This window comes from Streptococcus handemini (genome assembly GCF_040984445.1).
In the GTDB taxonomy this organism is placed as follows: domain Bacteria; phylum Bacillota; class Bacilli; order Lactobacillales; family Streptococcaceae; genus Streptococcus; species Streptococcus handemini.
Genome location: NZ_JBFRYH010000036.1, coordinates 1 through 21,731, shown reverse-complemented (window position 1 = coordinate 21,731; position 21,731 = coordinate 1). Strand labels below are relative to the sequence as shown.

Sequence of the window (21,731 nt, the reverse complement as noted above, 5' to 3'; positions counted from 1 at the left end):
AAATCTTTGATAATTGTTTGATATTCCATTGTAAGTGATGGGATTTAGCGATATACTGTAAGTGGCTCATTTGGACTAACCTCCTGTTTGTTTGGTCACTTACAGTATAGTCCTTTTGGGCTTTTTATTGTATTCTGAGAGTAACTAGCACCACGAGTAATATATATAAAGTTATAGAACCAGCTTACAAAACTTCCACACTTTGATTGGTTGTTTTTGGCGAAAGGATTCGGTATGCACGAAAAAGTTGTAGAGCAGAGGCTAGTGAGTGAAGTGAAAAAGCGTGGAGGGATTTGTCCCAAATGGGTATCACCATCTTTTACTGGTGTGCCTGATCGATTGGTGTTTTTACCCAATGGCAAGTTTGGTATGGTGGAAGTGAAAGCCCCAGGCGAAAAGCCACGTTTGTTACAAGTGACAAGGCACAGGATGTTTGACCGATTAGGCTTCAAGGTTCATGTGCTGGATAGAATTGAGAAGATTGGAGAAGTGCTAGATGCAATTGAAACTACATGATTATCAAGAAGTCACCAAGGACTTCATCATAAGAACCCCTTATGCAGCAGTCATCTTAGACATGGGGATGGGAAAAACTGCCACAACCTTGTCTGCTATTAACGAGCTGATGTTTGACCGCTACGAAGTCTCAAAAGTCTTGGTGATTGCACCCCTGCGAGTGGCGAACACGGTATGGAGTGATGAGATTGAGCAGTGGGAGGAGTTGAAGCACCTACGCTACTCGAAAATTATCGGCACACCCAAACAAAGACAAGTAGCTCTTGAGACAGATGCGGACATTTACATTGTCAACCGTGAAAACCTTCCATGGTTGGTGGAACAATGCAGTCCTTACTTCAAGTGGGATATGGTAGTCATTGATGAGCTATCTTCCTTCAAGTCTTGGCAGTCCAAACGCTTCAAAGCCTTCATAGCTATGCGACCCTACATAAAGCGTGTAGTGGGATTGACTGGAACACCTAGTTCCAATGGGCTCATGGACTTATTTGCGGAGTTCAAAGTCATTGATGGTGGTGAGCGATTGGGACGTTTCATCGGGGAATATCGCAGTCGATACTTTGACGAAGGTCGTCGTAATGGCAATGTTGTCTATGATTACATCCCCATGGATTATGCGGAGAGCCAAATCTATGACAAGATTGATGATATTACGATTTCCATGAAAGCTATGGATTATCTGGATATGCCAGAGTTGATTTCAACCAAAAAGGTAGTTCATCTTACCAAGAAAGAGATGGCAGACTATAAGCAGTTCAAGAAGGAGTATGTCCTAGCTGACCTTGAGGATGGTGAGGTAACAGCTGCCAATGCGGCTAGTCTTTCAAATAAACTGGTACAGATGGCTAACGGTGCAGTCTACTCAGATGACCATCAAGTGGTGAGTCTCCATGACCAAAAACTCGATGCTCTCGAAGATATCATCGAAGCTGCCAACGGTGAGCCAGTACTCGTTGCCTATTGGTTCAAGCATGACCTTCTGCGTATCGAGGAACGCTTGGCAAAACTCAAAACGAAGGGAACAGTCCTTAAAACTGAGGAAGATATCCGTGAGTGGAATAAGGGGAAGATTTCTGTTGGACTTTTACATCCAGCTAGTAGCGGTCATGGACTGAACCTTCAAAAAGGTGGGCACCACTTGGTTTGGTTCGGTCTTACTTGGTCGTTGGAGTTATACCAACAAACCAATGCCCGTCTGTGGCGACAAGGACAACAATCTGAGACTGTGGTCATCCAACACCTTGGGACGGAAAACACCATTGACGAGGAGATTCTTAAGGCTTTAGAAAACAAAGATGCCCAACAAGCTCGGCTGATTGAAGCTGTTAAAGAACAGGTAGGAGGGATAGATGGATAAGGCAGAATACATATTGACACATTACAATACACTAAAGGGTGGTTTGGAAATGTTAAAGTACCGATTAGACAACTTTAAACCAGTAACGGAAAATGAGGTGATTGGTTCGCTAGTATTTGAACGCTCTGATGAACCTAAAGTCACAAGCACACCGACAAATAAACGGTCAGAAATGATTGCCCTAAGTTTTCGTGATAAGATGATCCAAGAAAACGAGGAACTCTTGTCAGACCTCAGTCAACGCTATATTCGTTTGGCAACTGACCTTGAAAACTTCGATATGGCGTTGAAGTTTCTTAAGGGAGAACTGGCTGTTTTTGTTCAGTTTCTGCTTAAGCCAGAGTGTAATTGGGATAGCTTGATGCGAGAGTTTCACATTAGTCGAAGTACTGTTAGAAACTGGCGGCGAAAGGTCTTAGACCATGTTAGGGCAGTTTATCTGAAAATGGGATTTTCTTTGGAAAAGTAACCAGCTCTTGACCTCTCCCTGACCTAACAATAACCTCTCCCTGCACTAAGTGTGACCTAACATTGACCTCACTTTGTAAAAATTTGTGGTAAAATTGTAAGTGTCAAAAAAGATAAAAAATCTTCCAGTAATGACTGGCTATATCCCGCCTTTATAGGAAGCAGGCAAACAAGCAAAATAAACTTAAAGCCTAGCCAAGCGGTTGGGCTTTTTGCGTGGAGGAAAATATGATTTATACTAGTGAACAAGTATCCCACGGTCACCCAGATAAAATCTGTGACCAAATTTCAGATGCCATTTTAACAGAGTGCCTACGGTATGATAAGAACAGTCGAGTGGCTGTTGAAACATTGATAAAGGATAACCAAGTGGTTGTCGCTGGAGAAGTCTCAACCAAGCACTTCTTCAACCTTGAAGAGATTGTCAAAAAGGTTCTTGAACCTTACGGCATGACCGATGTTATAGTGACCAATCTTCTCGGTGTTCAAAGTCCAGACATTGCTCAAGGAGTAGATTCTGGTGGTGCTGGGGATCAAGGGATTATGTTTGGTTATGCGACAGATGAGTCCCCAGAGTTCTTACCACTTCCTTATGTGCTAGCAACTCGGGTGCTAGAAAGACTACAAGCTCTAAAATCTCCCTATCTGTTGAGCGATGCCAAAGCTCAAGTGTCTTATGACTACGACAAGAAACGGATTGAAACTTTCCTCGTTTCAATTCAACATACTGAGACGATTAGTAGGAGAAAACTCAAGGCTATTGTGAAACGAGCCATGAAGGAAGTCGCTAAAGCTTATAAGCAGAACCTTGATTTCAAAGTGCTTGTCAATCCGACAGGTCGTTTTGTCTTGGGTGGATCGTACGCCGATGCTGGTGTCACTGGTCGCAAGATTATCGCAGATACCTATGGTGGCTTTGCCCATCACGGTGGTGGAGCTTTCTCTGGGAAAGACCCAAGCAAGGTTGACCGTTCTGGTGCCTACATGGCTCGAAAGATCGCCAAGGACTTTGTTCGAGAAGGGTATGCGAAACGTTGTGAGGTGCAGTTAGCTTATGCGATTGGGAAGAAGCATCCAGTGTCGGTATCTGTTGATACATTTGGAACAAGTAAAGGATATACTGATAGGGATTTGGGCGATATGATTAGACTTCGTTATGATCTAACTTCAAAGGGAATCATTGAAGAACTTGGTTTGTTAGAGGTTGATTACAACCTGACGTCAAGCTATGGGCACTTCACCAAACCTTACCTTCCTTGGGAGCAGTAAGATGCCAAGACGACCAAGCACTCCTTGCAAGCAGAATGGCTGTCCTAACCTTGTGGCTTACGGAAACAAGTACTGCGAGGATCACAAGGCTAACCATGCACTTGATGCCAAGTCAACCAAAGCTAAAGGTTACAACGCACGTTGGAACAAAGCACGGCTTCGTTACCTTAAGGTGCATCCGCTCTGTGTTTTCTGTCAACGGAAAGGTCGACTGACCAAAGCAACAGTGGTTGATCACATCACTCCCCACCGAGGAGACCAAGAACTCTTTTGGAATTCATCCAACTGGCAAGCTCTCTGTAAATCCTGTCATGACAGAAAGACCAAAACGACTGACCGATATGTGGAATATACGTATTGGTTCTAACAAAAAAAGTCACCAATTGGTGACTAAAATAAATCTGAATGAGATCCAGTTCGTGAAGCTGTTAGAATTAACTGTCCTTTATCAACGGCATAGACCAAGAGCCAATCAGGTTCGATGTGGCATTCTCGAAATCCTATGTAGTTTCCAACTAAAGCATGATCTCTATGGGCATCATTGAGAGGTTCTTCTCTTTGTAGCATATCTAGTACAGATTCTAGCTTTTTGAGATTGAGTCCACGTTTCTTTGCACGTTTGACATCTTTACGAAATTGAGTAGTCGTGACGAGTTGTAACATAGATTACTCCTCGTCTAGGTCAGTCATTAATTCAGAGAAAGAAGCATAGGATTGCTTGGCTACGTTGCCAGCCATGATTTGACGAGCTTCTGCCATGGCCAGTTCAGTCTCTCTGTTATAACGAGGTTGTTTAATCTGAAAAGGGAAACCACCCTCCATGATAGAAGTGTTTAGAAAGATGTTGATAGCATCTGTAACAGAAATACCAAAGCTATTGAAGAGAGCTTCAGCCTGAGCTTTTTTACTTGGTTCAATTCTAAGGTTGATGTTTGCAGTTTTAGCCATTTGAGTGTCCTCCTATTTTTCTTCAATTGTATCACTAATGTTTAACAAATGCAATTAAAAGTAGATTTCAAAGTATTGGGGTAGGGGTATGAAATCTCTAAAACACGAACGTTAAAAGACCGACGCCCCCTCAAACGTGTATTTTCGCAAAATTCGTTAAAGGGTACATCACATGAACTAGAAGTTGGTGTCAAGCCTTGAAATAACTACTTTTTAGCTTGGGGCATTATCGTCTTTGGATTACAAAAAAAGGTGATTTTTGAATGAAAAATGGACTGAAAAACATAAAAAACAAGCATTTTAGATTAAGGAGAGAAACCTATGGACGAAAATCAACGTAGACAGATTTGGAATCTACGAAGCGAAGGATTTAGCTATGGAAAGATTGCGACTACGCTGAATATGTCTTACAATTCTGTAAAGAAATATTGTAGAAGATTTCCTGAGTTAAAGGGCTATGGAAATATCGTGAAGCAGATGTTTGACGAAGGAAACGGGAAGTATTGCAAGCAATGTCATCAGTTGTTGAAGCACCATTCCAAGGGTAGACCTAAGAAATTCTGTTCAGACTATTGTCGAAAAACTTGGTGGAACGCCCACTCTGATGAACACGACAAAACTAAAACTGCATATGAAGCATTGACTTGCCAGAACTGTGGTAGGTCTTTTTTGTCCTATGCCAATCCAAATAGAAAGTATTGTAGCCACGAGTGCTACATTCATGTCCAAGTACAGTAGCAAAAATATCGACTATATCACGGACCAAAACGTTTATGATTATCGAAGCATAGGAAGTATTGGGAAGGGTTATGATTCGATTACGGAATTACATTTCAATGCCTTTAATGGCACAGCACGAGGGACTGAAGTATTGATACAGTCTTCTTTAACAGCGGATAAGGAAGATGTGGCTATTTTGTCTCTTCTCTCACGCTATTTCTCAAATCGAGGGATTAAGAAAGTTGATTTGCTCTATAATGCCAATGAAGCAGCAAGCCGTGGCTATTCTTATCGCTTAGTTGAGATTGCCTTTATTGACAATGAAGAGGATATGGTGATTTTTGAGAAAAGGAAGGAAGAAATTGCGAAAGGGCTTGTTTCAGCCATTGCAGGAGTTGAGGTCAAGACCGAGTTACCATCTTCTCCCAGGCTTTCTAGCAAGAACACCTCCTCTTCAGTCAAGTCTCGCTATTTTGTTGGTGACAGTGTTCGTGTGCTTGGTCATGCGACGCATTATCAAACGGGTCAAGTTATTTCAGGCTGGGTCAAAGGGAAGGTGTATAAAATCCTCCAAGTCAAAGCAGTAAAGCAATCAAGAAGTCAGACGGCCTATCTGCTTGAGGGAATCAAGTCTTGGGTACTGGAACAGGATGTGGAAGGGACAAGCCTTGGGCATTCTGAACAGACTTACACAGCACAAAAAGGCGATACCTATTATGGCATCGCACGCAAGTTTGGACAGACCGTGGGCGGCTTATTATCTCTAAATGGTCTAAAGAAAACAGATATTCTAAAAATTGGACAAACCCTAAAAGTCCATCAAAGTTCTGCTTCAACGAGTAGCCTTCCAACCAGTATGGCCAGTCGAGTAGTTGCCTCAGCTCTATCTAAGGTTGGACAGAAAGTGACTGTACCCAGTAACCCTTATGGTGGTCAGTGTGTGGCTTTGGTGGATAAAATTGTACAAGAATTAACGAATAAGAACATGTCTTACACCAATGCGATTGACTGTCTGAAGAAGGCAAAATCCAATGGCTTTCAAGTTGTATACGATGCCTGGGGAGTTAATCCCAAAGCTGGTGATTTCTACGTTATTGACACAGTAGGACAACCATTTGGTCATATTGGGATTTGTGTGACGGATTCAGATGGAAAAAGCATCGATGGTGTGGAGCAGAATGTGGATGGTTATTCAGATCTTAACAAGAACGGCATCAATGACCAATTGGAAATTGGTGGTGGCGGTATTACTCGACGTGTGAAACGAGTCTTTATGGCAGATGGTTCACTCTACGATGCGTCAGGGACTGTGAAGCTTGGTAAAGTCGTCGGTTGGTTTAGAATTTCATAACTCTTTACAGATCCTGGTAGAAACATTAGACTGAAGCAGGTAGTTTCATTTTACCTGTTTTTGTAGTATAATACAGTTTGTAGAAAAGTGAAGACGGTGGCTCCTGAAACCGAAAGAGAGGTGATGCCTATGGGCAAATCATCAAAATCTGACGGAAAGGAGGAGCACTCTTTTGACCGCATTTGAAGTCGTACAGACTATCTTAGGTTTTGGTAGCTTTACCATTGCTTTGATTGGCTTGTGCTATAAAATCTTCAAAGACAAGGACAAAAAATAATCCGTCCCCACTTTTGCGCGAGTAGGACGGATTATATCTGAAATACGAGCCACCGTCTTTTTAACGGTTCTACATTGGAGTTGAGTTGGTAGCTCAGCTCCTTTTCTATTTCATTATACCATACTCTATCATTATTTCAAACAATCATGTCATTTTTTCAGCCTGGTGGGAACATCAGGCTTTATTTTTTTGATTTTTTCTAAAAACTGCGGAAAAATTTCTCTCAAATCTACCTAGTAAGGTAGAAAAGTAAAAATAATGTTAGTTATTTTGGACTAAAACCTTCAAAACTGTACCTAGTAGGTGAGGAGGAATGTAATGAAACTAGAACAACAGTCTGCCATTAGGCAATTACGTCAAGATGGTTTAGGCTACAAAGCTATTAGCCACAAACTTTCTATTTCTGTAAATACGATTAAATCATTCTGTCGCAGAGAGGGATTGATATCACAAAAAACAAATACAGCTAAGATATCATGCGATTATTGTCCAGTTTGCGCAAAGTCTTTGACGCATATTTCTGGAAAGAAGAAAAAGAAATACTGTTCAGATAGATGTCGTATGAAGTGGTGGAATACTCATCAGGAGAAGGTCAAGAGAAAAGCTTTCTCTAATCAAATCTGTGTTGGTTGTCTACATTCGTTCACTTCTTATGGAAATCAGAAGAGAAAGTATTGCTCGCATCATTGTTATATTACAGATCGATTTGGAGGACGTAATGAAGACAGAGCTTTATCAAAATGAACTGACTTACCAACTAGTTATGAATCAAGCTCATCAATTGTTGGAAGGGGAGCTTATTACTCAACAAGAGTACGAGCAGTTTCAGAAAACAATCCTTCAAAAATGTCAACCATTCATTAGCCGATTAGTGGGCTAAATACTGGATAAATCTTTTAGTTAGAGGGAATATGTAGTCGGAAAGGAGTTGTATCAAATGAAGACAATTACAAAAATTCTAAAGCCCTTTTCTCCATTAAAATCTAAAGGAAAAGTAGCAGCCTACATCCGTGTTTCACATAGTGATTTGGAACATTCATTTTCAAATCAGGTCAGCTATTATAATGACTTGATTCAAAAGAAAATAGAGTGGGAGTTTGCAGGAGTCTATGCGGATTTCGCTATAAGTGGAAAGTCTCAAAAAGGTCGACCTGAATTTCAAAGACTTATCAATGATTGTCAGAAAGGCAAAATTGATTGTATCTTGACCAAGTCCATCTCACGGTTTGGTCGAAATACTGTAGAGTTACTTGAAACAGTACGAGAGTTGAAAAGTCTCGGAATTGAAGTATTGTTCGAAAAGGAAAATATCAGTACCATGTCAGCTGATGGTGAGTTACTATTGACCTTGTTAGCATCCCTAGCTCAAGAGGAGTCAACTTCACTTAGCCAAAATATCAAGTGGAAAGTAAAGGAACGCTTCAAACAAGGATTACCCTATATTCCTCAAGCTATTTATGGCTACCGCTGGAATGGTAAAGAATATAGTATTGAACCACATGAAGCTGAAATCGTGAGAAAGGTTTTTACGTGGTACTTAGATGGACTAGGTGTTCCGGCTATAGCTAAAAAGCTCAATGGCATGGGCGAAACTACTCGATTAGGGAATGAGTTCACAAAAAGTATTCTGTATGAATTCTTCAAACAAGAAGCCTACTTTGGACGATTGGTCTTACAGAAAACTTACCGAGAAGATTTCAATCATAATCCAAAACGAAACACCGGTCAACGGACGAAATACATCGTAGACAATGCCCATGAAGCTATTATCAGTAAGGAACTCTTTGACAAAGCTCAAACTGAAAAGAAAAATCGTTCAAAAGGACGGTGTTATCGAAAAAACTATGATAATGCCCTTTTTAAAGATAAGGTCTTTTGTCAGCAATGCGGACGAGATATGCTTATCACAAAGGAGAAGAGGTTTGGCTATCGCTATAATTGTCGCACACGGCAGCAATACGGTACATCAGCTTGCCCAAGTAAAACATTGTCAGAGCGTCGATTGGTACAAACGGTTAAGGAACAACTGGGTGATTGTCTCGGTAGTATTCAAAAGGTTACGTTTGATTCTAGTTCAAATCAAGTCACACTCTATTTTTACGACGACAACATTCAAACACTAATACTTAAGCGAGGACAATTGAAATGAAGAAAGTCATTACTATTGAACCTGCTAGACCTGTTCGTCAAGTGGAAGAATCATCAATATTCACTAGGCGAAGAGTTGCAGGCTATGCTAGGGTATCAACTGACCATGAAGAACAAGCGACATCGTACGAAGCCCAAATGAAGTACTATACGGACTACATCAATAGCCGAGTAGACTGGGAGTTCGTTAAAATGTATTCGGATGAGGGTATCACTGGAACCAATACCAAATCTCGGACTGGTTTTAAAGAAATGGTCAATGATGCTTTAGCTGGAAAGATTGACCTCATCATTACCAAGTCTGTCAGCCGTTTTGCCAGAAATACTGTAGACTCCCTATCTACTGTTCGCAAGCTGAAAGAGCATGGAGTTGAGATTTACTTTGAGAAGGAAAATATTTGGACATTTGATTCAAAAGGTGAACTTCTCATTACGATTATGTCGAGCTTGGCACAGGAAGAAAGTCGCTCCATCTCAGAGAATGTCAAATGGGGGAAACGTAAGCAGTTCGAACGAGGGAAAGTCAGTATTCCCTTTAAGAGTACCCTTGGTTTTGAACGTGGGGAACATGGGGAGTTAGTGGTGAACCAAGAAGAAGCCAACCTAGTTCGCCATATTTTCCATGAATTTCTAAGTGGAAAGAATTGTAACCTCATAGCAAAGTCATTGACAGAGCAAGGAATTCCTACGCCAATGGGAAAGACAAAGTGGACGTTTGGAACAATCAAGCGGATTCTGCAAAATGAAAAATATAAGGGAGATGCCCTTCTTCAGAAAACTTTTGTGACAGATTTTTTAACAAAATCTACCAAGGTTAATGAGGGAGAACTTCCTCAGTACTATGTCGAGAACAACCACGAAGCGATTATTGAAAGAGAAGTGTTCGAGTTGGTTCAAGCAGAGTTTGTCAAACTAAAACAACGCAAAAGTTCCAAGACACTCTTTTCAGGAAAACTCATCTGTGAAACATGTGGTTCAGCTTTTGGTAGTAAGGTCTGGCATTCTAACAGTAAGTACCGACGTGTCATCTATCGGTGTAATCATAAATATGATGGAGACGAAAAGTGCGAGACTCCCCATGTCACTGAAAGCGAAGTCAAAGATTGGTTTATTGAAGCAGTAAATCAGTTGGTAAGGAATAAGCAGGAGATTCTGGCTAATCTGATGGTGCTATTTGAAATGGTACAAGATACATCTCAATTGGACGGTGAGAGTTCAAGACTTGAACAGGAACTTGGTGAGTTGACTAGTCAGGTAGAGCAACTCATCCGTTACAATACTAAAATGGCTCAAGACCAAACAAGCTATCAAAACACCTATAGCAAGTTAGCGAGTCGGTATGAGGAGACAAAAGACAAGCTTGAACGACTAAAAGCTGAGAAAATGGATAAACAAAACCGAGCAGTAAGGGTCAAGAATTTGATTGATATCCTTATTCATCAGCGACATCTTCTAACAGATTTTGATGAAAAACTTTGGCATACGATGGTTGAGCAGGTCACTATTACCAAAGAGAAATCAGCTATTTTTACTTTCAAGAGTGGTCAGAAAATCATTATTTGATTTCTTGATCACTCTTTATTTTTTTTGAAGAATAGTTATACCTAGGCTGATAAGTCATTTATAAAATTGAGAATTTTCGTTCTCCAATATGGTATAATGATACTTGAATTGATATTCAATGAAAACCAAAGCGGTTCTGTCAATAATTTTGTGTAAATAGACAGTAGAAATTTGAATAGTTATTCAAAAAGACTTTCCAGTGTATCTTGGCATTCTAAAAATCCTCTTGCTTTTCGGTAACTGGTTGTTTCCTGATATTCGTTGAATTGCGTGACTAAGAAGCGCTCAACAGAGGTCATTTTGAAAGACAGGCTTCTTTCTTAATTGCCTCTTGATGAGCTGATTCAGGTTTTCAATCATAGGAGTTGATTAATCGCCTCTTCTAGCTGTTGCGAAAGAACTCATCTAACTGAAAACCAGCTGATGTTAGTTCTTCGATAAGAGATGTGATAAAATAGGTCATGGGATTAGCTCCTTTTTGCTATACTCTAATAAAGAAAAAATTGATTTAGGAGGATGTTATGTATATACAACAGATTAGAAACGCTACAATTAAGATTAAGTTTGCGGGTACTATTTTTTTAATTGATCCATGGTTTCAGGATAAAGGAACTGGATTTTCAGCCAAAGCTATTCGTCCAAATATGTTGAACGTTAAATGCCCAATGAACGAATTGCCAGAATCACCTGAAAATATTCTAAAGGATGTTGATTATAATCTTGTATCACATCTGCATTTTGACCACTTTAGTGCGGACTATCTTCCAAAAAATATCAAGATTATCGCTCAGAACAAGGAGGATGCAGATGAAATTAGATCTATGGGATTTAATAATACGAAATGTTTTGATGAGGAGTCTATTGTAATTGGAAATGTGACTATCCATAAAATAAAAGCAGTACATGGGGAGAATACAACAATTGTTCAAAAGATGGGTGAAGCTTGCGGCTATGTATTTGAAGCCAATGGAGAGAAGACGCTGTATGTTGCTGGAGATACAGTATATTGCCAAAATACAAAAGAAGCAATCGATCAATACGAACCTGATGTTATTATTTTGAACTGTTGTGGGGCTACCACACCTATAGGTAGGTTGCTTATGGATTTATCTGATATTGAAAAAGTCTGTACGGATGCTCCTAATGCACAAGTGATTGCTTCACATCTTGATAGTGTTAATCATGCTTTGATTACCAGTGATGATGTAAGAGAATTTAAAGTGGAGAAGAATCTCTCCCAACTTGACATTCCGCATAACGGAGAGATAATAGAATTATAAATTTCTTTTATAGTATGGGACGGAAGTTACAAGCTGATTGAATGCTAATTCTTAAATGTTACTAGAAAACTTTGATAGCGTGATACAATAGCTAGAGTATTAAAGTATTGTAAAATCAAGGGTTTAGGAAATCGTTAAAAGATGTGACCTGGAACAATTAAAAACGAACGATTTAGTTGTGGAATAAGTAAGGAAACTAGCTTGACCACGAGATAGCAACAAGCTTCTGAACAAGAGCAACTTTAGTTGCTTTATGAAGAAATGGATGCACCCCCTTTTGACAGCTTGCACCCCCCTAGAAAGGAAAAACCGTAAATTGTATTACAAATTTCTACTATTCGACCTTGACCATACCTTGTTGGATTTTGCAGCAGGGGAGGAAGTGGCTCTAACCCTGTTTTTGGAAGCTATGGAAGTAAAAGATATGGCGAGCTTCAAAGCCTATTATAAACCGATGAATCAGGCTATGTGGAAGGATTTGGAGCAGGGTAAAATCAGCAAGTCTGACTTGATTAACACACGCTTTTCTTGTGCCTTTGCCCATTTCGGCCGTGAGGTGGATGGCCGAGAAATGGCGCTTCTGTATCAAGAGTATATCAGTCAGCAGGGGCAGACCTTTGATGGGGCTGTTGAGTGTTTGCAGGAGCTGACAGACTTAGGCTACGAGCTTTATGGTGCAACCAATGGTGTGACCTACATTCAGGAAAATCGGCTTGCGCACTCACCAATTCAACCATTTTTCAGGGAAATCTTCATTTCTGAGCAAATGGGAACGAAAAAACCAGAACCTCTCTTTTATGAAAAAATAGCAGAGCAGATTACAGGTTTTACCAAAGAAAGAGCTTTGATGATTGGCGATAGTTTGACGGCGGATGTAAAAGGGGGCAACAATGCAGGAATTGACACCGTCTGGTACAATCCGCAGGGTCTAGAAAACCATACCAGTGCCAAACCAACCTATGAAGTCAGAAATTATCAAGAATTGCTAGCCGTATTACAAGCCAATCAGTAGGAGAAGAAAAATGACCAACAAATCCTTGCATGAAATTCGTGTTTTTGAAAATTTTGAAATGGTATCATCTGAAAAAGGTCATGTGGTTGTGACGACTGAAGTGGTGGAAAAGTCCTTGAATTACTACGGCTTTGCTCACGGTGGCTACCTCTTTACCCTCTGTGATCAGATTAGTGGCTTGGTTGCGATTTCGACAGGAGCTGACGCCGTAACCCTTCAATCAAGTATCAATTACCTCAAGTCTGGTAAGCTAGGAGATACCCTTTTGATTGATGGTAGATGTGTGCATGACGGACGAACAACCAAGGTAGTAGATGTGACCGTAACCAACCAAAAGCAGGAAGAAATTGTCAAAGCAACCTTCACCATGTTTGTGACTGGTGAACACGAAAACCGCTTGTAGTAATAGCGATAGAAAGCAGGTTTTAAAATGAGAATCAGACCCATTTTATTCAGTCTCTCCTTGTTAGCCCTTGTGGCTTGTTCCAAACCAACAGTTGGACAAGAAAAATCATCCACTACGGTGCCAAGTACACAGGTTGCAGAGGAAAGCAAGTCATCAACGGCAGAAGCATCTCAAGAAACAAAAGATTCAGCTACGCAAGAGACCTTTAATGGTTCTTATTACAGTGTACAGGGGAAATATGGTGAAATCATTATTGTGAATAAAAAACATCCCCTCGCTAGTGATTACAATCCTGGAGAAATGCCAGAAGCAGTAGCTGCTTTCCGGGAGTTGGTAGCGCACATGCACTCTTTGGGCTATGATGTCTCAACGACCAATTACAGCGGTTTTCGTTCTTACGATACGCAAGCAGGCTTGTACCAATCTTATGTGGCAAATGACGGTAAAGAAAATGCAGACCGTTATTCTGCAAGAGCAGGCTACAGCGAACACCAGACAGGCTTAGCCTACGATATTTTAGACAGTAGTGGCGCTCTTTTAACAGAACCTAGCGCAACCAAATGGCTAGCTGAGCATGCTCATGAATATGGCTTTATTGTCCGCTATTTACCAGATAAGGAAGACAGTACAGGCTACATGGCTGAATCCTGGCACATCCGCTATATCGGACAAGAAGCGAGCGACATCTACCAATCCGGTCAAACACTGGAAGAATACTTTGGCGTGCCAGGTGGGGATTATGAAGACTAGGGAGTGTAAAATATTTCTATACAATCGTTAGTGATCGATTCGTACGATATGAGGAATATCATGCTTTATAAGGATTCAGATGATATTGTCAGAAGCGACAGATAAGCTGGATATATTTTTATCAGAGTAATGCACAATTGATTAGAAATTGTGGTATAATAAATAAAAAGTAGATGGTAAAGACAATGGGAAATTTGTTTGATGATTTAGGAAAAAATCTCGGAGATTTTGCGAATAACGTTGTGAAAGAGACAGGAAAAACGTTAGATAATTCTGGAAAAGCTCTATCAGATGTGACTAAACAGGCTAGCAAAGCAGTAGGAGATGTCGTGTCAGAAGCAGGAAAGGTCGCTGGCGGGGCTGTTAGTCAAGTCGTGAAAGTTGCTGAAGACGTGGGGGATACTCTTTTTAATCAAACGGTTGAAATCGAAGAAGAGTTTGAGCTTTTGGACGCTCCTGAGGAAGAGCTTCTTGATTTAAATACCTTTGAACTGAGTCTAGTTCCTCAGAAAGAACTGACGATTGATGTCACAAAAAAAGAATTATATAACTATGATTTTGGATCCTATGCCCTTGCTCCTCTTCAGGAAGTTGCGAGTCAAATGACAGTAACAAAGGCGGTAACAAAACTCCCTAGTTTGGTAGAACAAGCACATAAATTGATTTCTAAACAAGATGCCGAATACGTCGCAACATTTTCCAAGGAAGCAAGGAAGAAACTGGATTCTGGTGAGTGGTCGTGGGGTCTCAAAAAGCAAACCCGAGAAATGTATGGAGTGTTGCGAGATTCAAAATCAGGTCAAATACAAGAAATGGTCGGCTTGGAAAAACGCTCTTTAGAACAATTAGGTGTTAGCCCTGAGTTGATGGCTATGCAAGTAGCTTTAGAAAGTATCATGGAGCAAATTGAACATCTAAATAAATTGATGGAGAGAATTGAACAAGGGCAATATAACGATCGCTACGCAGGATTTTTTAGTGCAAGACAGCTAGTAGTCGAAGCGCTAGCGATGAATGATGAAGAAAGTCAAAAAAACCTCTTGTTATCTGCTGTTAAAATTAGCAATGAGACGATTGCAAAGCTGATGCTCTCTATTCATCAAGATGCCCATGACTTTATTGATCCGACAACAAATAGAGCAGATGCTATGCGTATTGATCATTTTTTACAAAACTCAATCGGATATTTAAATTCGTCTGTTCAGTTAAATGTAGTTGCTTATACTGCTTTAGGTGAAAAGGATGCCTTGTTAGGAGCTTTAGTAAACTATCAATCATTTATGGAACAAACCCTGTTAAGTCAAACTCAGTATGGGCATAGCTTAGCATGGAGTTTGGATAACTTCCGCTCAGGAAATGACGGAAATATTAGTCGTGTAACGATGACTGTGACAACTAAAATAGAAAGATTGGTACAGGCAACAAAGAGACTGTCTGTTTTGGAAGGAGAAAATAATGAGTAAATCAGAGAAAAAGTGTTCAGTTCCAGATTGTAAAAAAGCGGTGTTTGGACCAGGAGCTTTCTTCTGTGGAGAACACGAACGAGATTTTCAAGAATTTTTGAAAGGAGCAAAAGTTTTTGGAGGCGCTATCGTAGCTGCGGGGATGTTTATTAAGAAAATAGCTAAAAAATAGCAGAGATTATAATCAACAAAAAAGTAGGCTAGTCCTGCTTTTTTTGTTACAATAAATAAGATGAATGATTTGATTAGACACAAACTAGAATTACTTCCAGATAGCCCAGGTTGCTATCTACATAAGAATCAATACGGTAAGATTATTTACGTTGGCAAGGCAAAAAATCTGCGTAACCGCGTTCGTTCCTATTTCCGTGGAAGCCATGATACCAAGACAACGGCGCTGGTATCAGAAATTGCAGATTTTGAATTTATTGTGACGGAGTCCAATATTGAAGCCCTGCTCTTAGAAATCAACCTGATTCAGGAAAACAAGCCCCGCTACAATATCATGCTCAAGGATGACAAGTCCTATCCTTTTATCAAGATTAGCAATGAACGGCATCCGAGCCTGATGATTACCCGTCAGGTGCGTAAGGACGGCGGGCAGTATTTTGGCCCCTATCCAGACGTGGGCGCAGCCAATCAGACTTTAAAGCTTCTTGAGCGTCTTTATCCATTTCGTAAATGCAAGTTGCCAGAAAACAAATACTGCTTATATTATCATTTGGGGCAATGTTTGGCACATGGTGAGCACATGCCTAGTCGTGAGGATTATGCCCAAATGGCAACTGAAGTCAGCCAGTTCTTGACAGGGCATGACGACAAGATTGTCCACCAGCTTCAGGAAAAAATGCAGCTTGCAGCCAGCAATCTGGAATTTGAAAAAGCTGCCGAATACCGTGATATTCTTCAGTCTATTTCAACCTTACGCACCAAGCAACGAGTGATGGCCAAGGACTTGCAGGACAGAGATGTGTTTGGTTACTATGTCGAAAAGGGTTGGATGTGTGTACAGGTATTTTTTGTCCGTCAGGGAAAATTGATTGAGCGAAATGTCAACTTGTTTCCGTATTACAATGAGGCTGAAGAGGATTTCTTGACCTACGTAGGACAATTTTATCGAAATCAGCAGCATTTGATTCCCAAAGAAGTGCTGATTCCGCAGGATATTGATGAAGAAGCAGTCAAAAGTTTGGTCGGTGCCAAGATTGTCAAACCTCAGCGTGGAGAGAAAAAACAGCTCGTACAGCTTGCGACCAAGAATGCGCGTGTGAGTTTACAGCAGAAATTTAATCTCTTAGAGAAAAATCTGGAAAAAACACAAGGTGCGATTGCAACGATTGGTCAGTTGCTCGGTATTCCTACGCCAGTCCGAATAGAAGCCTTTGATAACTCGAATATCATGGGGACCAGTCCAGTTTCTGCTATGGTTGTTTTTGAAAATGGTGTTCCAAATAAAAAAGAATACCGCAAATATAAAATTAAGACCGTAGAAGGACCAGATGATTATGCATCGATGCGAGAAGTGCTCTACCGTCGCTATAGTCGTGTCCAGAAAGAAGACTTGACGCCACCTGATTTGATTATCATCGACGGTGGTCAAGGGCAAGTCAATGTAGCCAAGGAAGTCATTGAACAAGAGCTTGGTATGCGTATTCCCATTGCGGGTCTGCAAAAAAACGACAAGCACCAGACCCATGATTTGCTTTTTGGTAGTCCCTTACAGGTAATTCCCTTGTCGCGCAATTCGCAGGAATTTTTCCTCTTGCAACGGATTCAAGACGAAGTACACCGTTTTGCCATTACCTTCCATAGGCAGGTTCGGTCAAAAAATTCCTTTTCATCTAAGCTAGACGGGATAGAGGGTCTTGGCCCGAAACGCAAACAGGCACTCCTCAAGCATTTCAAATCATTAACCAAAATCCAAGAAGCCAGTTTCCAAGAGATTGCAGAAGCAGGGGTCCCTTATAAAGTAGCCCAAGCGGTAAAAGAAAAGCTAAATGAGCAAGATTCAGCGTTGAAATAATCAACTTTTCATGATAAAATGAGTGGAAAGATGTATAGAATATTCATATGTAAAAGGAGACATCATGGCATTTGGAGAAGAAAAACACAAGAAAAATACATTTGAAAAAATCACCCTTTTTATCGTAGTAGTGATGGTGTTGGCAACACTAGCTGGTCTGATTTTACCAGCCATTAGTGCCATTAGGTAATCTGCGGGGCTAGGAGGACTCAATCCTTTAGCCCTTCTTTTATGAATAATAGCAAGAGGAAGAAATAGGTAAGAAAATGAGTATGTTTTTAGATACAGCCAAGATTAAGGTTAAGGCTGGTAAGGGCGGAGATGGCATGGTAGCCTTTCGCCGTGAAAAATATGTCCCAAATGGTGGACCTTGGGGCGGAGATGGTGGACGTGGCGGTAACGTCGTCTTTGTGGTTGATGAGGGCTTGCGTACCCTTATGGATTTCCGCTATAATCGCCAATTTAAGGCTGATTCTGGCGAAAAAGGCATGACCAAAGGCATGCACGGTCGTGGGGCGGAGGATTTGGTTGTCCGTGTACCGCAGGGAACGACTGTTCGCGATGCAGAAACGGGCAAGGTCATTACAGACTTGGTCGAGCATGGTCAGGAATTTATCGTAGCTCATGGCGGCCGAGGTGGTCGCGGCAATATCCGCTTTGCGACACCGAAAAATCCTGCGCCTGAAATCTCTGAAAATGGTGAACCAGGTGAAGAGCGGCATCTCGAATTAGAATTAAAGGTCCTAGCTGATGTAGGTTTGGTCGGTTTCCCGTCTGTTGGGAAATCCACCCTACTCAGCGTGATTACAGCAGCCAAGCCCAAAATCGGTGCTTACCACTTTACAACCATTGTCCCCAATCTTGGTATGGTACGTACCAAATCAGGTGAATCTTTTGCAGTAGCTGATTTACCAGGCTTGATTGAGGGAGCGAGCCAAGGTGTGGGACTTGGAACTCAGTTCCTCCGCCATATTGAGCGGACTCGTGTCATATTGCATGTCCTAGATATGTCTGCAAGTGAGGGACGTGATCCGTACGAAGATTATGTGGCAATCAATAATGAACTAGAAACATACAATCTTCGCCTTATGGAACGTCCACAGATTATCGTAGCCAATAAAATGGATATGCCAGATGCGGAAGAAAATTTGAAGGTATTCAGACAAAAATTAGCAGCCAACTATGATGAGTTTGATGAACTACCCCAAATCTTTCCAATCTCTGGCTTAGCACATCAAGGTCTGGAAAATTTATTAGAAGCAACAGCTGAATTACTGGACAAAACCCCAGAATTCCTTTTATATGACGAAACAGACTTTGAAGCAGAGGAAGCCTACTATGGATTTAACCCAGACGAGCCAGAATTTGACATTAGTCGTGCAGATGATGCAAGTTGGATTTTATCTGGTGAGAAACTGGAAAAACTCTTTACCATGACCAACTTTGACCGCGATGAATCTGTTATGAAATTTGCTCGCCAATTGCGTGGTATGGGAGTCGATGAAGCCCTCCGTTCTCGTGGTGCTAAGGATGGCGACATTGTCCGAATCGGCACATTTGAGTTTGAATTTGTGGATTGACGGGCTGCCACTCATTGATAGCGGAGCTATCTAATGAGTAGACAGCAGTCGCTATGGCGAACTGCCTAGCCCCTGCCTAACTTCGTTCAACCAGTAATACCAACTGGTTGAACTGCGTGTCGTGCGGAATGAGTGTTATCGGTATGAGAGGTTGGCAAAACCAGGGCTATACAAACTAAGTAAATGGGAGATTTTTATTATGGGAGATAAACCGATATCCTATAAGGATAAGGATGGGAATTTTGTTTCGGCAGCTGATGTTTGGAATGCAGAAAAATTAGAGGAACTCTTTAATAAACTCAATCCAAATCGCAAATTCCGACTTGAGCGTGAAAAAAAGAAGTAACAGATTAAAGAGTAAGAGCTGGGAATTTCCCAGCTTTTTATGCATTCAATCTACAATTCTTCCTTGCGAATTTCGGCCAATCCATGTTGATCCAGTAGGTAAACCTTATCGCAGACTTCTTTGAGAAAGGTGCGGTCATGGGACACAGTCAGGATTGCTCCTTTAAAATCCTGAAACAGTTGCCGTACTTGAGGTTGGGAAGTTGGTGAAAAATTTCGTGTTGGCTCATCGAGTAACAAGATTGGACTAGCTTCCAAGACCATTTTTAGTAGGAGTAGCTTGGCTTGTTGACCACCAGATAGAGAGGAAATGGGGTGGCGAGCCTCTTCTCGGCTAAATTGGAGACTAGCTAGATGAGTGAGGACTCGTTCCTCCTCTTTTTTATCGGGAGAATGTGTCAGAAAATCAAGTGGTGAAGTAGCTGCATCAAGCAGGTCTGGATAATTCTGGGGCATATAGCCAATCGAATAACTGGTTTCTTCTTTTAACATATGATAGATGTATTTGAGGAGACTGGATTTTCCAGTACCATTTACGCCGATAATTCCTATCTTGTCTTGAGCCAAAAAGCGAAAGTTGATGTTTGTAACTAAGGTTTTCGTGCCGACCTGCAATGAAACATTTGCCAGATTGATAATCGTCTTATGAGCAGGAAGAGGTTGGAGGTCTTTGAAGAACAAGTGAATATGATCTTCCTGAGTCGGAATCTCTGTCATAGCAGCTGCTTCTTTTTCATAGCGTTTTTCTTGAGCAAGGACAACTTTCATTTTTTTGGCAATCAGTCGCCCGGCTTCTGCGTCATGGGTAGTGCGAAGAGTATATTCGACACTTTGATGAATGCGGTGGTGGCGTTCCAGTTTCTTTTGATGTGCCAAACGTTCGTTTCTTGCCTGTTGAAGCTGCCGGTCAAATTGATCTTTTCGCTCCTCGGCATAGGTAGCGTAGTCCAGTGACTGGACAGTTGTTCGTGCTCGTTGGCGTTTTTTAATGCGTTCTAAATGGACGATTTTTGTAGCTGTTTGACCTAAAAAGGTTTCATCGTGAGAGACAAAGATTACCGTTTTGGGAGTTTGTTGGATAAAGTGTTCTAGCCATTTGAGAGTTGCTAAGTCCAAATCATTAGAAGGTTCATCGAGAAAAAGAATATCTGTTTCGAGAGATAGTTCTTTGATGAGTTGAATTTTCAATCTCTCTCCGCCAGACAGGGATGCTAAGGATTGAGAATCCGAGAAACGATCACTATCAAATTGCAATTCCTTAGCATAACGGTAGAGAGTGGTATAGTCAAGGTCAATTTCTCTTTGGCTAAAGAAATAATCGTTGAGCGATAGAGCTTCAAATTCTTTTGGAAATTGCTGCGGGATGTAGCTGTAATGAGTAAAGTCCCGATGAATTTCTCCTTTAAACTGAATGTAGGATTGAACCAACTCTTCCTTCATCATCCATTGAAGGAGACTGGATTTTCCGTTTCCCTCCTCTCCAATCAGAGCAACCTTATCCCCTCTATTCACTACTAGAGATAGGTCAGTCACCAAATCCGTCAAATCTTTTTCGTGGGTCATGGTCAAGTGTCTAATCTGTAACATACATCCTCCTTATAAAAAATAGCCCTACTTTAACTAGCAGAGCTGTGATTTCGTATCAAAAGATTCCTTTTAAAAAGAGGATAGAACTAAAAAGTCCACGCAAAAAAGGAGATACAAACCACCATCTGTCTACTAGGTAAAGTATGTCGGCACGTAAAAGACTGTAGCAAGGCTACTTCATTTTGCGTACTTAAACATTCACCAATAGACTTAGTTGTTCATATTTCCTTTTACCTCCGAATGTGTATACACTTACTTTATCATAGAAAAACAATTTTGTCAATCGCTTTTCATATGGGAGCACGACAAACGCATGAAACGGTCTTCGGCTTTTTTCTACCTCAAACACTTTTTTGATTTAAAGTAATCGTTTTAAATACTGGTCAAAGGATAGACTAAGGACATATTTCTTACGACGCATGCTCATTTTCTTTCCAAAATCCAACCGTTTTAGGACAGCTAGGCAGAATTTGTCCATCACATTCAAATTAAACGCTAACTGCTTGTTCAAAGTTTTATTCGCATCTTCTCGAAAAACAATATCTAATAACCAATGCATACTCTCTATCTGCCAATGACCTCGTACATAGTCGCATAATTCCTTCGCACTAACCTGACTACTCAAGATAAAGTAGCGTGTTTCTTCACCCTCTTGACTACTCTTGGTC

Annotated in this window: 25 protein-coding genes and 1 pseudogene; 22 read left to right on the top strand and 4 right to left on the bottom strand. The window is 40.9% G+C overall.

Annotated elements, in window-relative coordinates:
• Positions 1-234: 234 nt before the first annotated feature.
• The 5 genes from ABPH35_RS06750 to ABPH35_RS06730 all read left to right on the top strand — a co-directional run bounded on the left by ABPH35_RS06750 (position 235) and on the right by ABPH35_RS06730 (position 3,977).
• On the top strand, positions 235-516 hold the full coding sequence (locus tag ABPH35_RS06750) for a VRR-NUC domain-containing protein (RefSeq protein WP_349988977.1): 282 nt from the start codon (positions 235-237) through the stop codon (positions 514-516).
• Positions 497-1,873, top strand: coding sequence for a DEAD/DEAH box helicase (locus ABPH35_RS06745; RefSeq protein WP_349988976.1), 1,377 nt, complete (start codon positions 497-499; stop codon positions 1,871-1,873). The genes ABPH35_RS06750 and ABPH35_RS06745 overlap by 20 nt, the downstream gene beginning before the upstream one ends.
• Positions 1,866-2,342, top strand: a complete 477-nt coding sequence (locus ABPH35_RS06740; RefSeq protein ID WP_349988975.1) for a hypothetical protein — start codon at positions 1,866-1,868, stop codon at positions 2,340-2,342. Before ABPH35_RS06745 ends, ABPH35_RS06740 begins: the two co-directional genes overlap by 8 nt.
• Positions 2,343-2,569: 227 nt before the next feature.
• Positions 2,570-3,610 (top strand): methionine adenosyltransferase, encoded by a 1,041-nt coding sequence (gene metK / locus ABPH35_RS06735; protein ID WP_349988974.1) that lies wholly within the window; start codon positions 2,570-2,572, stop codon positions 3,608-3,610.
• 1 nt (position 3,611) lies between these two features.
• Positions 3,612-3,977, top strand: coding sequence for an HNH endonuclease (locus tag ABPH35_RS06730; RefSeq protein WP_349988973.1), 366 nt, complete (start codon positions 3,612-3,614; stop codon positions 3,975-3,977).
• Positions 3,978-4,000: 23 nt separating this feature from the next.
• Here the strand turns inward: ABPH35_RS06730 and ABPH35_RS06725 are convergent, their stop codons facing one another.
• On the bottom strand, positions 4,001-4,273 hold the full coding sequence (locus tag ABPH35_RS06725; protein ID WP_349988972.1) for a type II toxin-antitoxin system YafQ family toxin: 273 nt from the start codon (positions 4,271-4,273) through the stop codon (positions 4,001-4,003).
• 3 nt (positions 4,274-4,276) lie between these two features.
• Positions 4,277-4,558: a type II toxin-antitoxin system RelB/DinJ family antitoxin gene (locus tag ABPH35_RS06720; RefSeq protein ID WP_349988971.1), complete on the bottom strand. Its 282-nt coding sequence runs from the start codon at positions 4,556-4,558 to the stop codon at positions 4,277-4,279.
• Positions 4,559-4,879: 321 nt separating this feature from the next.
• On the opposite strand from ABPH35_RS06720, the gene ABPH35_RS06715 reads away from it, so the two are divergent.
• The 17 genes and pseudogenes from ABPH35_RS06715 (at position 4,880) to ABPH35_RS06635 (ending at position 19,477) form a co-directional block, all read left to right on the top strand.
• Positions 4,880-5,296 (top strand): helix-turn-helix domain-containing protein, encoded by a 417-nt coding sequence (locus ABPH35_RS06715; protein WP_349988970.1) that lies wholly within the window; start codon positions 4,880-4,882, stop codon positions 5,294-5,296.
• Positions 5,271-6,629 (top strand): annotated as a pseudogene (locus ABPH35_RS06710) (LysM peptidoglycan-binding domain-containing protein); the annotation flags it as partial. The gene ABPH35_RS06715 and the pseudogene ABPH35_RS06710, both read left to right, overlap by 26 nt.
• Before the next feature lie 148 nt (positions 6,630-6,777).
• Positions 6,778-6,906, top strand: a complete 129-nt coding sequence (locus ABPH35_RS06705) for a putative holin-like toxin (RefSeq protein ID WP_349988978.1) — start codon at positions 6,778-6,780, stop codon at positions 6,904-6,906.
• Positions 6,907-7,224: 318 nt separating this feature from the next.
• Positions 7,225-7,650 (top strand): RNA polymerase subunit sigma-70, encoded by a 426-nt coding sequence (locus ABPH35_RS06700; protein WP_349988969.1) that lies wholly within the window; start codon positions 7,225-7,227, stop codon positions 7,648-7,650.
• Complete coding sequence (locus tag ABPH35_RS06695) at positions 7,625-7,786, top strand: SHOCT domain-containing protein (RefSeq protein WP_349988968.1); 162 nt, start codon at positions 7,625-7,627, stop codon at positions 7,784-7,786. The genes ABPH35_RS06700 and ABPH35_RS06695 overlap by 26 nt, the downstream gene beginning before the upstream one ends.
• 57 nt (positions 7,787-7,843) lie before the next feature.
• Complete coding sequence (locus tag ABPH35_RS06690) at positions 7,844-9,055, top strand: recombinase family protein (protein WP_349988967.1); 1,212 nt, start codon at positions 7,844-7,846, stop codon at positions 9,053-9,055.
• Entirely contained in the window at positions 9,052-10,617 is a 1,566-nt protein-coding gene (locus tag ABPH35_RS06685; protein ID WP_349988966.1) for a recombinase family protein, read from the top strand. The genes ABPH35_RS06690 and ABPH35_RS06685 overlap by 4 nt, the downstream gene beginning before the upstream one ends.
• A gap of 521 nt (positions 10,618-11,138) precedes the next feature.
• Positions 11,139-11,897 (top strand): MBL fold metallo-hydrolase, encoded by a 759-nt coding sequence (locus ABPH35_RS06680; protein ID WP_349988965.1) that lies wholly within the window; start codon positions 11,139-11,141, stop codon positions 11,895-11,897.
• A 316-nt stretch (positions 11,898-12,213) separates the two neighbouring features.
• Positions 12,214-12,909, top strand: coding sequence for a YjjG family noncanonical pyrimidine nucleotidase (locus ABPH35_RS06675; protein ID WP_349988964.1), 696 nt, complete (start codon positions 12,214-12,216; stop codon positions 12,907-12,909).
• 10 nt (positions 12,910-12,919) lie between these two features.
• Positions 12,920-13,312 (top strand): PaaI family thioesterase, encoded by a 393-nt coding sequence (locus tag ABPH35_RS06670; protein WP_349988963.1) that lies wholly within the window; start codon positions 12,920-12,922, stop codon positions 13,310-13,312.
• 27 nt (positions 13,313-13,339) lie between these two features.
• Positions 13,340-14,065, top strand: coding sequence for an LD-carboxypeptidase LdcB/DacB (gene ldcB / locus ABPH35_RS06665; protein ID WP_349988962.1), 726 nt, complete (start codon positions 13,340-13,342; stop codon positions 14,063-14,065).
• A gap of 173 nt (positions 14,066-14,238) precedes the next feature.
• Complete coding sequence (locus ABPH35_RS06660; protein ID WP_368849680.1) at positions 14,239-15,528, top strand: hypothetical protein; 1,290 nt, start codon at positions 14,239-14,241, stop codon at positions 15,526-15,528.
• Complete coding sequence (locus ABPH35_RS06655) at positions 15,521-15,700, top strand: hypothetical protein (protein WP_349988960.1); 180 nt, start codon at positions 15,521-15,523, stop codon at positions 15,698-15,700. Before ABPH35_RS06660 ends, ABPH35_RS06655 begins: the two co-directional genes overlap by 8 nt.
• A 60-nt stretch (positions 15,701-15,760) precedes the next feature.
• The gene (gene uvrC / locus ABPH35_RS06650; RefSeq protein WP_349988959.1) at positions 15,761-17,551 is read left to right on the top strand and encodes an excinuclease ABC subunit UvrC; all 1,791 of its coding nucleotides are present in this window, start codon (positions 15,761-15,763) and stop codon (positions 17,549-17,551) included.
• 64 nt (positions 17,552-17,615) lie between these two features.
• Entirely contained in the window at positions 17,616-17,741 is a 126-nt protein-coding gene (locus ABPH35_RS06645; RefSeq protein ID WP_349988958.1) for a DUF4044 domain-containing protein, read from the top strand.
• A 76-nt stretch (positions 17,742-17,817) separates the two neighbouring features.
• Complete coding sequence (gene obgE / locus ABPH35_RS06640; protein ID WP_349988957.1) at positions 17,818-19,131, top strand: GTPase ObgE; 1,314 nt, start codon at positions 17,818-17,820, stop codon at positions 19,129-19,131.
• Between the two features lie 199 nt (positions 19,132-19,330).
• On the top strand, positions 19,331-19,477 hold the full coding sequence (locus ABPH35_RS06635) for a hypothetical protein (RefSeq protein WP_349988956.1): 147 nt from the start codon (positions 19,331-19,333) through the stop codon (positions 19,475-19,477).
• A gap of 50 nt (positions 19,478-19,527) precedes the next feature.
• Here ABPH35_RS06635 and ABPH35_RS06630 read toward each other — a convergent pair whose 3' ends face one another.
• Together ABPH35_RS06630 and ABPH35_RS06625 are read right to left on the bottom strand one after the other, a co-directional pair.
• Positions 19,528-21,063 (bottom strand): ATP-binding cassette domain-containing protein, encoded by a 1,536-nt coding sequence (locus ABPH35_RS06630; protein ID WP_349988955.1) that lies wholly within the window; start codon positions 21,061-21,063, stop codon positions 19,528-19,530.
• A gap of 358 nt (positions 21,064-21,421) precedes the next feature.
• A partial coding sequence (locus ABPH35_RS06625; RefSeq protein WP_349988132.1) for an ISAs1 family transposase occupies positions 21,422-21,731 on the bottom strand: 310 nt, incomplete at its 5' end.